The organism is Staphylococcus sp. 8AQ, assembly GCF_902506595.1.
In the GTDB taxonomy this organism is placed as follows: domain Bacteria; phylum Bacillota; class Bacilli; order Staphylococcales; family Staphylococcaceae; genus Staphylococcus; species Staphylococcus pasteuri.
The window spans coordinates 1,021,010-1,035,982 of sequence record NZ_LR733871.1; the positions used below are offsets into that span (position 1 = coordinate 1,021,010).

A 14,973-nucleotide genomic window follows, 5' to 3' on the forward strand; every position below is an offset into this window, starting at 1 on the left:
TTGAAAATGTGACTAAATAAATCAAATAGTGAATGATTATAGTATAACTGTGATGTTTGATATCTTATCTCCAAACAAGTGAGTTGAGTTCATCAACATTTCAGTTTCTATAGTCGTTCACTTTTTTATTAATTTGATTTATTGATAGGCTTTCAGGTGTATATTTAGTCAAAATAATGTAGAATAAAAGTTAATGATTGAAAATAATTGGAGTGAATATATTGGACGTTATCAAGCAAATACAACAGGCAATTGTTTATATCGAAGACCGTCTACTTGAGCCGTTTAATTTGCAAGAATTAAGTGATTACGTTGGTCTCTCCCCCTTTCACCTTGAACAATCTTTTAAAATGATTGTAGGGTTATCACCAGAGGCGTATGCACGGGCAAGAAAACTCACATTAGCTGCTATAGATGTTAAACATAGTGCGAGTCGCTTGGTAGATGTTGCTAAAAAGTATAGATATGCAAATTCAAATGATTTTGCAAATGACTTTAGTGATTTTCATGGCGTTTCACCAATTCAAGCATCAACTAAAAAAGATGAACTCAAAATGCAAGAACGAATTTATATAAAATTGACAACTACAGAAAGAGCACCTTATCCATATAGACATGAAAAGACTGATGATATTTCGTTAGTTGGATATGCACGTTATATTGACGCTAAGGATTTATCAAATCCTTTTAATGTTCCTGATTTTTTAGAAGATTTGTTGTTAGATGGTCAATTAAAAGAGTTACAGCGTTATAATGATGTAAGTCCATTTGAATTATTCGTCATAAGTTGCCCTCTTGATTCTGGTTTAGAAATTTTTGTAGGTGTACCAAGTGAACGATACCCTGCTCATTTAGAAAGTAGATTCCTACCTGGTAGGCATTATGCTAAGTTTAATTTACAAGGTGAAATTGATTATACGGTGAATGAAGCTTGGTATTATATTGAAACAAGTTTGCAATTAACTTTACCTTATCAAAGAGATAGTTTATATGTGGAGGTATACCCATTAGATATATCATTTGATGATCCTTTTACAAAAATACAACTGTGGTTACCTGTAGAACAAGAAAATTATGATTATGACAATTGAAAATGTATAAAAAAGCATGCCCTTAATAATGACTATATGTCAGTATTAAAGGCATGTTTTTCATTAAATATAATTAAATTTTAAGCACAAAAGCTTCATAAGGTTGAATCTTATCAAAATTAACATCAGTATCATAATTGTGAAGTAATATATCGAATACTTTGATGTCGTCATCTAAATTAAGTTTACTTTCTTTATCAGTTAAGTTACCAACAATTAATACTTTTTCGTTATCAAGCGTTCTAGTATAAGCAAATATATTTGGATTATCAGCATCAATTAAATCAAATTGACCGTATGTGTAAATATCAGCTGATTTTTTTAATTGAATTAATGATTTATAAAAATTTAGAACAGAATTTTCATCTTCTAATTGGTCAGCAACGTTGATTTCTTTATAATTTGGATTGACTGGAAACCATGGTTCTACATTGGTAAATCCGGCATAATTATTGCTATTCCATTGCATAGGCGTACGTGAATTATCTCTGTTTTCCATTTTATACTTATCTAATAATTGATTAACATCTCCACCATTTTCTTTAACGATTTGGTATTCGTTTTTAACTGCAACATCATTAAAGGTTTCTATACTTTCGAATGGATAATTTGTCATACCAATTTCTTGACCTTGATAAATAAACGGCGTGCCTTGTTGAAGGAAATAGACAACAGCATGGCTAGTGGCAGATTCGTACCAATATTGACTATCATTACCCCATGTGGACACACGACGAGGTTGGTCATGATTTTCAATAAAGAGCGCGTTCCAACCTTTACCTTCTAGTTGCTTTTGCCAACGATTTAATACATTTTTATAAGCAGTAACATCAAATTGTGAATCTCCTGTACTCCATAAACCTAGATGTTCAAATTGGAAAATCATATTAAATTTACCATTAGTTTCGCCAACCCATTCATCGGCATTATCTGGTGTTACACCATTTGCTTCTCCAACAGTCATAATATCGTATTGAGATAATGATTCATCTTTCATTTCTTGTAACCAATCTTGAATACCAGGTTGGTTCATATCTACATCAAATGCCGGCGCATATGTTTTACCTTCTGGTACTGGTAAATCACCTGCTTCAAAAGTTTTCTTAATATGCGTAATAGCATCAACTCTAAAGCCGTCGATACCTTTTTCAAACCACCAATTCATCATATCGAATACAGCTTGTCTTACTTCTTTATTATTCCAATTTAAATCTGGTTGTTTTTTACTAAATAGATGGAAATAGTATTGCCCAGTATGCTCATCATATTCCCAAGTTGACCCGTTAAAAATGCTTTCCCAGTTATTTGGTTCGGAGCCATCTTCTTTCGGGTCCTCCCAAATGTACCAATCACGTTTAGGATTGTCCTTACTTGATTTAGATTCGATAAACCATGGATGCTCATCAGAAGTATGATTAACAACTAAATCAAGTATTAATTTCATACCTCTTTGATGAACGCCTTCCAATAAACGATTAAAATCATCCATTGTACCAAATTCATCCATTATATCTTGATAGTTACTAATATCGTACCCATTATCATCATTAGGAGATTTATACATTGGGCTTAACCAAATGACATCAATGCCTAGGTCTTTTAAGTAATCTAATTTCTCAATAACACCTGGTAAATCCCCGATACCATCATTATTACTATCTTTGAAACTTCTTGGATATACTTGATATGCTACTGCCTCTTTCCACCAATTTTTTGTCATTTGAAAACACACCTCTATTAATATTTTGTAATGAAACCGGTTTCTTTAGTAATTATTTTATCTTTAAAATGAAACGTCGTCAAAATATTTATTTTATATAGTAAATCAGTTACTTATATCTTTGGGAGTAATAAAAAGATTATAAAAAACGCCTTACATATGTATGTAAGACGTTAAAATAATTTATTTATTCTTCTTCAACCCATTGTGTATGGAATACACCTTGACGATCTTTACGTTCATAAGTGTGAGCACCGAAGTAGTCACGTTGTGCTTGGATAAGGTTAGCAGGTAAATCTTCTGAACGATAACTATCGTAATAGTTTACACTTGCAGAGAAACCTGGTGTTGGAACACCATTTTTAACTCCTGTTGCAACAACGTCTCTTAAAGCGTCTTGATAATCTGTTACGATATTTTTGAAGTAAGGATCTAATAATAAGTTTTCAAGGTTTGGATTGTTATCATAGGCATCTTTAATTTTTTGTAAGAATTGAGCACGAATAATGCAACCTTCTCTCCAAATCATTGCAAGCTCGCCTAATTTTAAATTCCATTCATGATCTTCACTTGCTTTTCTCATTTGAGCAAAACCTTGTGCGTATGAACAAATCTTACTCATGTATAAAGCTTTTCTAATTTTTTCTAAGAATTCTTGTTTATCGCCATCAAATGAAGCAGTTGGTCCATTTAGTGATTTTGATGCATTTACACGTTCTTCTTTGATAGATGAAATGAAACGAGCAAATACTGATTCAGTAATAATTGTTAAAGGAATTCCTAATTCTAATGCGTTAATAGAAGTCCATTTACCAGTACCTTTTTGACCAGCTGTGTCTAGAATCTTTTCAACTAAAGGTTCGTTATCTTCATCTAATTTAGTGAAAATATCACCAGTAATTTCAATTAAGTAACTTTCAAGTTCTCCTGCATTCCAATCTTTGAAAGTTTGAGAAATTTCTGTATGACTCATACCTAATAAGTCTTTCATCATTGCATAACTTTCAGCAATTAATTGCATATCTGCATATTCAATACCATTATGAACCATTTTTACATAGTGTCCAGCACCATTTGGTCCAATATAAGTTACGCAAGAAGCACCATCTTGAGCTTTCGCTGCAATAGCATCAAGGATATCACTAACTTTATTATATGCATCTTCTTGTCCACCTGGCATTAATGAAGGACCAGTTAAGGCACCAACTTCTCCACCAGATACACCCATACCAATAAAGTTAACACCACTTTCAGCTAAAGCTTTATTACGACGGATTGTATCTTGATAATTAGTATTACCGCCATCAATAAGAATATCATCGTCATCTAATAAAGGTAATAAACCATCTATTGTTGCATCAGTAGCAGGTCCGGCTTTAACCATTAATAAAATTTTACGGGGTTTTTCTAAAGAATTAACAAATTCTTCTAATGAATATGTTGGGTGGATACTTTTTCCTTTTGATTCTTCTACCATTTCATCTGTTTTTTGTCTTGAACGGTTATAAACAGATACACTGTAACCACGTGATTCGATGTTCCATGCAAGGTTTTTACCCATTACGGCTAAACCTACTACACCTATTTGTTGTGTCATATTACTTACCTCTCTTATTCGAATATTTCAATAGTATTGTATCACAAATTAAGTATTTACTTCACTAAATTGACCGTGCTATTCTGCTACGAGTTCAATTATTTTTAGAACTTGATTTGTTAATAAATTAAGGTCTTTTACTGCTATTCTTTCACTAGTAGTATGGATATTTTCATAACCAACACCTAAAATGACAGACGGTATTCCATAAGTATTGATAATACTACCATCTGATCCACCACCAGAAATAACAGTATCACCTTTAAGACCTAAACTAATTGCACTTGCTTTAGCAAATTTGGTTACTTCGGCATCATCACTAATTTTGAAACCAGGATAACTTTTCTCGATTTCTACTTGAGCTTGACCTCCAAGTTCACTTGCAGTTTGTTCAAAAGTATCTTTCATGTGTTGAGCTTGTTGTTCAATACTTTGTTCATTATGTGAACGTGCTTCTGCCTCTATAACAACTTCATCAGCCACTATATTAGTAGCAGAACCACCATGAAACTTACCTATATTAGCAGTTGTTAAGTCATCAATTTGACCAAGTTTCATTTTACTAATCGCTTTAGCTGCAATATTTATAGCGCTTATACCTTCTGTTGGCGTACTAGCATGTGCGGTTTTCCCTTTTATCGTTGTGTTGATTTTCATTTGTGTTGGCGCACCAACAACTGTAGTTCCAACGTCAACACTCGCATCAATTGCATAGCCAAAATCAGCATCTAATAAAGAAGTATCTAGTGCTTGGGCACCAAGTAATCCTGATTCTTCACCTACAGTAATAACGAATTGGATTTGTCCATGTGATAAATTTTGTTCGTTAATTGTAGTGATTGCCTCTATGATAGCGGCTAAACCTGCTTTATCATCAGCCCCCAAAACTGTTGTTCCATCTGAGTATACATAGCCATCATCCGCTACATTAGGTTGAACTTTAATTCCTGGCACAACTGTGTCCATATGGCTTGTAAAATACAACTTCGGAACATCTTTATCTGATAAATTGCTTCTTAATGTACAAACAAGATTGTTAGAACCTAATCCTTCTGTTTCACTTGCTTGATCTTCCTTAACTTCTAAACCAAGTGATTCAAATTTCTCTTTTAAAATGGGTTGGATGACTTGTTCATGTCCAGTTTCTGAGTCAATTTTTACTAATTCTAAAAATGTATTTAAGAGACGTTCTTTATTCATCTTTAATATTCCCCCTTAATCATATAACTATAGTTTAACTGAATTCTGAATATATCAAAAATAAATTGATTGCATTCTCGATTTAAATCATATAATGTTATCTTATAATTAGATTTCGTATTAAATTAAGACGCAATTTAATATGTATTAGGCAATTGGAGGAACACCTTATGATGAATAAAGTTTTACGTATTATTATTATTGTTATGTTGGTTGCTGTAGTTTTAGCACTACTACTTACAAGTTTAGTTCCTATGATGAATTAATCTGATATTAAAAGATGTTCTTAATAGAAGTAGCCAGTGGCATATATGCCACTGGCTATTTTTTAATATACTTATTAGTTTTTTATGCGAAGTTCTTAATTTCACTATGCATTTTTAATGAACCAAAGTGAGATTTAATATTCAAATATTCTTCTAATTCATTTAACAACTGAATGATATTAGCACGTGAATTGAGTGCTTGATGTGATGTTGGTAAAGGTAATTCATCTAATGATAGTCGTATTTCATATAAGGAATGTAATCTTAAAGCAGTATAATCATTACTATTGACGTTATGACCAATTTCACAAAGCAATTGTGAAATATGCTCTAAAATAGGATCTTTAGTTTGAATATTTTCTATTAAAAATTTCATTCGTTTTAATAATTCAACTTGTTCTTCTCGCATATCAAAATAATGATAATATGAGTTTTCATTTCTCACGAAGTGGTTTTTAACATCTCTAAAAGCTAAAGATTTTGCTTTTTTAATATTTAAAACCAGTGGTTCGAACGTTATATTTAGGTCATGGTTTTGTTGTTTGCAAGCTTTGTCAAATGCAATAAATACATCAGTAATTTGGTGTTCAATGTCATTTTTATAGCGTTTTAATGTTTTATCTAAACTTGGCATCATTAAGTTCATAATAAATGCTATACCTAGCCCAACAATGAGTAATAGTATTTCATTTATTATAAGATGTCCATCGATTGTTTTAGCATTAAAAACGTGTAATAAAATAACACAACTTGTAATGACACCTTCTTGTGCATTCAATACAACTGTTAACGGTATAAATAGCAATACTATTAAACCTAACACAATTGCGTGTTGTCCAAGTATGGAAAATATTGCAGAACCTAAAAATAATATTAATAAACAAGATACTAAACGTGAAATAATAGCAGTTAAAGAATGCATTTTTGTATGTTTTATACAAAGAACTACTAGGATCGCACTTGAAGCATAATTATCAAGGCCTAGTAGTTTACAAATAATAACGCCTAGAGTCATACCAACAGCTGTCTTGAGTGTTCTAAATCCAATCTTATAAGGATTTAACTTGAGCATCTAATTATGACCTCTTATCTTTCTTCACAATATTGATCAAATAATCCTTGTAATTGACTAATGACATTCATTACATCATGTCCTTCGATTTGATGACGTTCAATCATTTCAGTGATTTTACCATCTTTAATAAGTGCGAAAGAAGGACTTGATGGTGCATAACCTTCAAAATAATCTCTTGCTTGTTGTGTTGCTTCTTTATCTTGACCAGCAAACACTGTTACGAGTCTATCAGGTAATTTATCATAATGAAGTGCATGTGTAGCCGCAGGACGAGCAATACCACCCGCACAACCACATACAGAATTAACCATAACTAATGTTGTGCCATCTTGTTTTAAAACTTTATCTACTTCGTCTGCTGTAGTTAATTGTTCATAACCAGCTTCTTCAATTTCATTTCTAGCTTGATCTACGACTCCATTCATATATAAATCAAAATTTAAATCCATAAATTAGAATCACCTTTCATTTTTTTAATTTACTGTCTTTATTTTACTAATTATAGTTACATACTTCAACATGCTTGATTAACCTATATGATAATAGGCATAAATACTTCCTAACATATGAAAGCATTTATGCCTAATCTTATAGTTGAATTTACTCTTGCTTTATAAATCTAAATATCTTTTAATCATTCTGACCTTATGAACGGTAATGTTATTGTATAGAGTTAACTATATAGTAAGTTTAATAAATATTTGTATTTTCTACAGTATATTGTTCAACACGTTGCTTAATATGATTCATAAATTGACCAGTTTGTAAGCCATCTAAAATTCTATGATCAATAGAAATACATAAATTAACCATGCTTCTAATTGCAATCATATCATCGATAACAACAGGTTTCTTAACGATTGATTCAACTTGTAATATAGCAGCTTGAGGATGATTAATAATACCCATAGAAGATACTGAGCCGAATGAGCCAGTATTATTCACTGTAAATGTTCCACCTTGCATATCTTCTTGAGTTAATTTGTTATTTCTAGCTTTTTGAGCAAGTTCATTAATTTCTCTTGCTATACCTTTAATTGATTTTTCGTCAGCATGTTTAATGACTGGAACGAATAATTTATTTTCATGAGCTACTGCTATAGAAATATTAATATCTTTATGAATTTTAATTTCGTTACCATTCCAACTACTGTTTAACATTGGATAAGCTTTTAATGCATCCGCTACTGCTTTTACAAAGAAAGCAAAGAATGTAAGATTATAACCTTCATTTTTCTTAAAGCTATTTTTAAAGTGATTTCTAGTTTTCACTAGGTTAGTTGCATCAGCTTCAATCATCATCCAACCGTGTGGAATTTCAGTAGCACTTGTAACCATATTTTGAGCAATCGCTTTACGCACACCATTCACTGGCATTGCATTTTGAGTAGATTCGATTTGATCTTGTGAATGATTAGGTATAGTAGTTGATTTTGGTTCATTTTGTGGTTGTGCATGATTGTTATTAGTTTGATTTTCAGTTGGATTATTAATATAAGCTAATACATCTTTTTTTGTAACTCTACCTTCAAAACCTGTACCCGTAACCTGTGATAAATCGATTTGATTTTCAGAAGCTAATTTAAATACTACTGGTGAAAATCGTCCATTATTTTTAGGTTTGTCTGAGTTTTCTTTTGATGTCGAGTTTTGTTGGACACTAGATTGTGTATCTTGATGATTTACTTGAGTGTTTTCAGTTTTCTCTTGTTGTTTATTATCATTAGAAGTATTTTCTACATTATTTTCATTAGGTGAATCGATTTTACAAATAACAGTATTAATTTCTACTGTTTCACCTTCGCTAATAACTATTTCAGTAATTGTACCTGCAACAGTAGAAGGCACTTCAGCAGTTACTTTGTCAGTAATTACTTCACATAACGGTTCATATTCTTCAACATAATCGCCAACAGATACTAGCCATTGTTCTATAGTACCTTCATGTACACTCTCGCCTAGTTTTGGCATTTTGATATCCATTATTAAGCCTCCTTAAAATTCTGCGAGTTCTCGCATTTTCGCTTGTATTTTTTCTGGATTCATCATTAACTCGTTTTCTAATACTGGAGAGAATGGCATTGATGGTACATCAGAACCTGCTAAACGCATGATTGGTGCATCTAATTCGAATAAGCAATTTTCAGCAATAATAGCTGAAACCTCTGACATTACGCTACCTTCCAAGTTATCTTCAGTTACTAGTAGTACTTTTCCTGTTTTCTTAGCACGATCAATGATTGTTTCTTTATCTAATGGATAAACAGTTCTTAAATCAACAACTTCTACATTGATACCATCTTCTGCAAGAATATCGGCAACTTGTAAGCAATAATTAACCATTAAACCATAACAAAATACAGTGATATCATCACCTTCACGTTTTACATCAGCTTTACCTAAAGGAACTGTATAATATTCTTCTGGTACTTCTTCTTTTAAGAAACGATATGCTTTTTTATGTTCAAAGAAAAGTACTGGATCATTTGATTCAATTGAAGACAATAATAATCCTTTAGCATCATATGGAGATGAAGGGATAACGATTGTTAAACCTGGTGTTGATGCAAAAATACTTTCAATACTTTGTGAATGGTATAAACCACCATGCACGCCACCACCAAAAGGCGCTCTTATAGTAATTGGACATTGCCAATCATTATTTGAACGATAACGCATTTTTGCAGCTTCACTAATAATTTGGTTTGTTGCAGGTAAAATAAAGTCGGCAAATTGAATCTCTGCAATAGGACGTTTACCTAACATTGCAGCACCAATAGCTGTACCAACTATATTAGATTCTGCTAAAGGTGTATCAATGACGCGTTCTTTACCATATTTACTTTGTAGACCAAGAGTAGCACCGAATACGCCACCTTTTTTACCAACATCTTCTCCAAGAATAAAAGTATTTTGGTCTTTTTCCATAGCTACATCTTGAGCTTGGCGAATCGCGTCTAAATAAGTCATCTTAGTCATGATTGATACTCCCTTCTTCTTCATAAACATAGGCATAAGCTTCTTCTACAGAAGGATATGGTGCTTCTTCAGCAGCTTTAGTAGCATGATTAATGATTTGTTTATGCTCCTCTTCAATTTCTGCTAACCAAGCGTCATCAATAATTCCTAAATCTAATAAATGGTTTTTAAAATGAATATTACAATCTGCTTCTTTTAATCCATCACGTTCTTCTTGTGTTCTATATTTATCATCATCATCAGATGAATGAGCAGTCATTCGAGAAGTTACGGCTTCGATTAGTGTAGCACCTTCTCCGTTAAGTGCGCGATCACGCGATTCTTTCATCGCTTTATATACAGCTATTGGATCATTACCATCAACTTGTTCTCCATGCATACCATAACCTATTGCTCTATCTGATAGATTTTTAGCAGCATATTGTAAAGAATCTGGAACAGAAATAGCATATTTGTTATTAATAATGACACAAACAAAAGGTAATTTATGTACACCTGCAAAATTTAAACCTTCATGAAAATCACCTTGGTTTGAACTACCTTCACCAACTGTTGCAGTTGCTATGTTTTGTTTGTTGTCCATTTTTAAAGCTAAAGCTGCACCAACTGAATGTGGTATTTGAGTAGCCACGGGTGAACTTTGTGATAAAATCCCCTTTTCTCTGTGACTATAGTGGGATGGCATTTGTTTACCACCTGAATTAACATCATCTCTTTTACCGAAAGAAGCTAACATCGTATCTAAAGGTGTAATACCCATATATGTTACGAAAGCTAAATCTCTATAATAAGGAGAAGATATATCACCTTGTTTCATAGCGTAAGCCATTCCTATTTGAGTTGCTTCTTGTCCTTGACCACTAACAACGAAAGGAATTTTCCCAGCTCTATTGAGTAACCAAAGTCTTTCGTCCAGTTTTCTGCCAAGATCCATCCATTTATACATATTTTTTAGGTCTTCTTCTGTAAGGCCTGCTGACTTATAGTCAATCATGTCATTTCCTCCCTAATTATACGTGAATTGCTCTGTCTTCAACTTTTAGTCCAAGTTCCATCAATACTTCAGAAAGTGATGGATGGGCATGTGTAGTTAATCCGAGTTCTAATGAAGACCCATTCATAAATTGTAGTAATGATACTTCATTAATTAACTCAGTTACATGTGGACCTATCATATTTAGTCCAATAATTTCATCTTGTTCTTGATCAATAATGATTTCACAAAAACCATTTTGATTATCAATTGAATCAATCATGGCTTTCCCAATTGCTTTAAAAGATACTTTAAAATTCTTGGCTTTAATATTATCATTTTTAGCTTGTTCTAAATTTTTACCAATTGATGCAATTTCAGGATAAGTGTAAATGCATTTTGGCATTAAATCATAATTAACTGGAAGTGGAGCATTATCAAACATATGTTCAACTGCCACTATACCTTCTTTAGAACCAACATGAGCAAGCTGAAGTTTACCAATACAATCACCTGCTGCATATATATGTTTATCTTCAGTTTGTTGATATTGGTTCGTAATAATGTGACCAGATTCTGTTGATTTAATTTTAGTATTATTAAGTCCAATATCAGTTGTATTAGGCTTTCTACCAACTGATAATAGGATACGTTCAACAGTGATTTGTTCATCATTAATTTTAATTGTTGCTTCATTAGTTTCATCATTAATAGAAACACTTTGATTATCTAAGGCAACATTTTCAAAAAACTTAGTTCCTCGATTTTCGAGCTCATTCTTAATTGTTTTAGCAATTTGTTTACTTTCATTCGGTAAAATACGCTCATTAGCCTCAATTACGGTAACTGAAACACCTAAATCAGTTAAATATGAGGCAAATTCTAATCCAATTACGCCCCCACCTATAATAGCTATACTATTAGGTAATTGATCCATTTTTAAGATATCATCGCTAGATAAAATAACTTGATGATCAAATTGTAAAAATGGCAATTCTGAAGGAGTTGAACCGGTAGCTATTAATACAAATTGATTAGGAATCATTTCATTTTCGCCATCTTCAAATTCTACTGAGATAGTTCCACTTTGTGGTGAAAAGATAGACTCACCTAATATGCGTCCAGTTCCATTATAAATGTCGATATGGTTTTGTTTCATCAAATGTTGTACACCTTGATACATTTGATTGACAATTTCGTCTTTTCTTTCTAATATTCGTTCATAGTTAAGGCTATATTCAGGAACTTCGATCCCAAATTGCTTAGCGTGTTTCACTGTATGGAAGACTTCTGCAGATTTTAGTAATGATTTTGTAGGGATACAACCTTTATGTAAGCATGTACCACCTAAAAGAGACTTTTCTACAATTGCAACTTTCTTACCAAGTTGTGATGCACGAATTGCTGCCACATAACCAGCAGTTCCTCCACCGAGTACTACTAAATCATATTGTTTTTCAGACATTTGCTTACTCCTAACTCTATGTATAGAGAAATTCAATATACATGTGTTATTGAATATTCTCATATAAATTGTTATTAACTATCTAACGTTCTCTCAAATAAAACAATACTTTAATATTTTACATCAGTTAAAACATTTTAGAAATTCTAAAATGTTCATTTTTTTGAATAAAAAGTGACTAAACACATTATTTGTTTAAAAGAAATTTCAAAGTTTATGATTTTCTTTGATTTTGAGCAATCATTTCTTTTGCATTTTCTCGGGTAAGATCAGTTACGCTAGCTCCCGAAATCATACGTGCAACTTCATCAATTCTATCATCATCTTCTAATTCTTTTACTTGAGTCGTCGTACGATCTTCTGTTGTCTGTTTAGAAATAAGTAAATGATGATCACTCATTGTTGCAACTTGTGGTAAGTGAGAAATACATATAACTTGAATATATTCAGCAATATCACGCATTTTTTCTGCCATTTTTTGGGCTGCCTGACCAGATACTCCAGAATCAACTTCATCAAATAAAATAGCAGTTTGTCCTCTAGATTGAACAAATATACTTTTTAACGCTAACATAATTCTAGATAATTCGCCTCCTGAAGCTATTTTATTTAAGCTTTTTAGAGGTTCGCCTTTGTTAGGACTGATTAAAAATTCTACAAATTCTATACCTTCGATATTAGGTTCATCTAAGGGCTTGAATGATATTTCAAGATTAGCGTCTTTCATTTGGAGATTTTGAATTTCAGCGACGATGTGGTCTCTTAATTCTCTTGCAACTTTTCGTCTTTCTCCTGATAATGATTTACCTATTTTAATCACTTGTTTATATAAATCGTTAATTTCCTCGCGTAATTGTGAAGTACTTTCTTCATAATTTTCAATTTTACTTATTTCATTTTCTAACTTACCTTGGTATGCGATGAGTTCAGAAATATCTTTACCATATTTTCTTTTTAGATTATTAAGTAAATTCATACGTGATTCTAGTTCATTTAACATTTGCTCATCAAATTCTGTATTTGTCATTTCATCGTATAGTTCATGTTTTGCATCTTCTAAAGTATAGTAAAATTGATCCACTTCTTCTTTTAATTTTACATATTTATCTGGAACAATATCATTAATTTCATTTAGAAAATTACTTAATTCGTATAATCGATCAGTGATAGCATTTTCATCAGTTAGTGTTAAATGTGCATTATTTAAAGCAAGACTTAATTTTTCTGAGTTTTGAATTCTTTTTATATCTGTTTCTAACTGCTCAACTTCACCTTCTTTTAATGAAGCTTCAGTTATCTCTTCTAATTGGAATTTCATTAAATCTAATCTTTGTAATAATGCTTGGTCGGCTGATTCTAATTCCTCAAGCTCTTTACGTTTTGCTTTATATTGATTAAATACATTATGATATTCTGAAAGTAACTGACTATATTGGTCGCCAGCATAATCATCGAGTAACTGTAAGTGATACTTCTGCTTTAATAAAGATTGTGTTTCATGTTGACCATGAATATCTAATAATTCTTGCATCACTTTTCTTAAATCTTGTAAAGTGATTGTCTGATTATTAATTCTACAAATACTTTTACCTGAGCTAAAAATTTCTCTCTTTACTAATAAAAAATCTTCATCAATATCAATATTTAGATTTTGTAAGACATGAATTGCATCTTTACTGTTATCGATATCAAAGATACCTTCAATTATAGCTTTCTTTTCACCGTGTCTAACATAATCTGATGAAGCTCGCATACCAATGAGTTGACCAATTGCATCGATAATGATTGATTTACCTGCACCAGTTTCACCACTTAAAACAGTTAAACCATCTGAAAATTGAATTTCTAATTCATCGATGATTGCAAATTGTTTTATTGATAAGGTTTGTAACATAAATTCATCGCATCCTTATAATAAATTGAAAATTCTAGTTTTAATTTCTTCACTTGCTTCTTCATTACGACAAATAATAAGGCAAGTATCATCACCACAAATTGTTCCTAATACTTCTTCCCAATCGATTTGATCTAAAATTGCGCCTATAGATTGGGCGTTACCTGGTAATGTTTTGAGAACAAGAAGATTTCCAGTTCCTTCTATATTTACAAATGAATCCATTAAATATCTTCCTAATTTTTCTAAAGGATGATATTTACGATCATTTGGTAAACTATATACGTATTGACCTGAAGCAGCAGGAACTTTGATCAATTGTAGTTCTTTAATATCTCGTGAAACAGTTGCTTGTGTTACATTAAGTTCGTATTCATTTAAACGTTTTACTAATTCATCTTGTGTTTCAATTTGTTCATTCGAAATAATTTCTCTAATCTTTATATGTCTTACAGATTTCTTTGGCAAAATTAACACCTCTAGTTACGAATATTTATACAATTATTTTAACATATGCATTTCATATCTACTACTCATCACCATTCGAAATACTACTATAAATTAAGTTCAATAGGCATGATGATAATGATGTAATAACAACTGAAGATAAATTAATTAATAGTTAATTATATGCATTTTAGAAATATAGTGAATATTTATTGTATAACGACAGTGAGATTCTAATTAAAACATAAAATAAGGTTAACAAAAAT

The 14,973-nt window shown here is 31.6% G+C and carries 12 protein-coding genes and 1 pseudogene; 2 read left to right on the plus strand and 11 right to left on the minus strand.

Annotation, left to right across the window (positions count from 1 at the left end):
* Positions 1 to 221: 221 nt before the first annotated feature.
* On the plus strand, positions 222 to 1,091 hold the full coding sequence (locus GVY01_RS04970) for an AraC family transcriptional regulator (RefSeq protein ID WP_017637936.1): 870 nt from the start codon (positions 222 to 224) through the stop codon (positions 1,089 to 1,091).
* A 73-nt stretch (positions 1,092 to 1,164) separates the two neighbouring features.
* On the opposite strand, the gene GVY01_RS04975 is transcribed toward GVY01_RS04970, so the two are convergent.
* From GVY01_RS04975 to GVY01_RS04985, 3 genes are all read right to left on the minus strand, one after another.
* A complete protein-coding gene (locus tag GVY01_RS04975) occupies positions 1,165 to 2,811 on the minus strand; it encodes a glycoside hydrolase family 13 protein (RefSeq protein ID WP_017637935.1) in 1,647 nt (548 codons plus the stop codon).
* A gap of 187 nt (positions 2,812 to 2,998) precedes the next feature.
* The gene (gene gndA / locus GVY01_RS04980) at positions 2,999 to 4,408 is read right to left on the minus strand and encodes an NADP-dependent phosphogluconate dehydrogenase (RefSeq protein ID WP_017637934.1); all 1,410 of its coding nucleotides are present in this window, start codon (positions 4,406 to 4,408) and stop codon (positions 2,999 to 3,001) included.
* 78 nt (positions 4,409 to 4,486) lie between these two features.
* The gene (locus tag GVY01_RS04985; RefSeq protein ID WP_017637933.1) at positions 4,487 to 5,608 is read right to left on the minus strand and encodes a M20/M25/M40 family metallo-hydrolase; all 1,122 of its coding nucleotides are present in this window, start codon (positions 5,606 to 5,608) and stop codon (positions 4,487 to 4,489) included.
* A 155-nt stretch (positions 5,609 to 5,763) separates the two neighbouring features.
* Between GVY01_RS04985 and GVY01_RS12605 the strand changes: the two are divergent.
* Positions 5,764 to 5,874: pseudogene (locus GVY01_RS12605) on the plus strand (hypothetical protein); the annotation flags it as partial.
* A gap of 82 nt (positions 5,875 to 5,956) precedes the next feature.
* On the opposite strand, the gene GVY01_RS04990 reads toward GVY01_RS12605, so the two are convergent.
* The 8 genes from GVY01_RS04990 to ahrC form a co-directional block, all read right to left on the minus strand.
* Complete coding sequence (locus GVY01_RS04990; RefSeq protein WP_029055306.1) at positions 5,957 to 6,946, minus strand: aromatic acid exporter family protein; 990 nt, start codon at positions 6,944 to 6,946, stop codon at positions 5,957 to 5,959.
* 14 nt (positions 6,947 to 6,960) lie between these two features.
* The gene (brxB, locus tag GVY01_RS04995) at positions 6,961 to 7,398 is read right to left on the minus strand and encodes a bacilliredoxin BrxB (protein ID WP_017637930.1); all 438 of its coding nucleotides are present in this window, start codon (positions 7,396 to 7,398) and stop codon (positions 6,961 to 6,963) included.
* A 241-nt stretch (positions 7,399 to 7,639) separates the two neighbouring features.
* The gene (locus GVY01_RS05000; protein WP_017637929.1) at positions 7,640 to 8,932 is read right to left on the minus strand and encodes a dihydrolipoamide acetyltransferase family protein; all 1,293 of its coding nucleotides are present in this window, start codon (positions 8,930 to 8,932) and stop codon (positions 7,640 to 7,642) included.
* A 12-nt stretch (positions 8,933 to 8,944) separates the two neighbouring features.
* The gene (locus GVY01_RS05005) at positions 8,945 to 9,928 is read right to left on the minus strand and encodes an alpha-ketoacid dehydrogenase subunit beta (protein WP_017637928.1); all 984 of its coding nucleotides are present in this window, start codon (positions 9,926 to 9,928) and stop codon (positions 8,945 to 8,947) included.
* A complete protein-coding gene (locus GVY01_RS05010; protein ID WP_017637927.1) occupies positions 9,921 to 10,922 on the minus strand; it encodes a thiamine pyrophosphate-dependent dehydrogenase E1 component subunit alpha in 1,002 nt (333 codons plus the stop codon). Before GVY01_RS05010 ends, GVY01_RS05005 begins: the two co-directional genes overlap by 8 nt.
* Before the next feature lie 16 nt (positions 10,923 to 10,938).
* A complete protein-coding gene (lpdA, locus tag GVY01_RS05015) occupies positions 10,939 to 12,366 on the minus strand; it encodes a dihydrolipoyl dehydrogenase (RefSeq protein ID WP_017637926.1) in 1,428 nt (475 codons plus the stop codon).
* Between the two features lie 214 nt (positions 12,367 to 12,580).
* Entirely contained in the window at positions 12,581 to 14,260 is a 1,680-nt protein-coding gene (gene recN / locus GVY01_RS05020) for a DNA repair protein RecN (protein ID WP_017637925.1), read from the minus strand.
* Between the two features lie 15 nt (positions 14,261 to 14,275).
* Entirely contained in the window at positions 14,276 to 14,728 is a 453-nt protein-coding gene (gene ahrC, locus GVY01_RS05025; protein ID WP_017637924.1) for a transcriptional regulator AhrC/ArgR, read from the minus strand.
* Between the last annotated feature and the right edge of the window lie 245 nt (positions 14,729 to 14,973).